Here is a 606-nt window from a genome sequence, read left to right on the forward strand (position 1 = left end):
CTAGATCCACACCCGACCGATTACCGGGTCCGGATGAAGGTCTCGCCGCAGGCCCGCGAACACAATCCAACCCTACCGGCCTATTGGGAAGCTCGGGCCATCGTAACCATCTCGCGACATGGTCGCCAGCGCATCCTGTTGACCTCATTGCTGGATGGGAAAGCCTGGCCGGCCGAAGAAATCGCGGAGCAATATCAGGATCGCTGGCGAATCGAGACCAGCTATCGCGAGCTGAAGCAGGAAATGTTGGGAGATGAGCTGACCTTGCGCAGCGGCACCCCGGAGACCGTTCGGCAGGAGGTCTGGGGGGCATTGCTGGCCTATAACCTGGTCCGATTGGAGATGGCCGAGGTGGCGGGGGAAGCCAGCGTCAGACCGACGGATCTGAGCTTTACGACGGCGCTGCATTATTTGCGCTACGAGTGGAGCTGGCTAGCAATCAGCAGCCCCGGCACCTTGCCGGCGCGGCTGCTTCGCCTGCGCGAGCGCTTGGGTGAATTGCTACTTTCGAAACAACGGCGAGGGCGTGAATGCCCTCGCGTTGTGAAAAAGCAGCCGTCCCGTTACCCGATCAAACAAGTTCGATCCGCTAAGTGAACGGCATTA

General features: G+C 60.2%; 1 protein-coding gene. It reads left to right on the top strand.

The features are described 5' to 3' along the window. Positions 1-597: transposase (locus HA052_RS27165; protein WP_166454446.1), on the top strand; the 597-nt coding region annotated here is incomplete at its 5' end. Positions 598-606: the final 9 nt, after the last annotated feature.

Origin of the sequence: Chromobacterium fluminis (assembly GCF_011602385.1) — a bacterium.
Taxonomy (GTDB): Bacteria; Pseudomonadota; Gammaproteobacteria; order Burkholderiales; family Chromobacteriaceae; genus Chromobacterium; species Chromobacterium fluminis.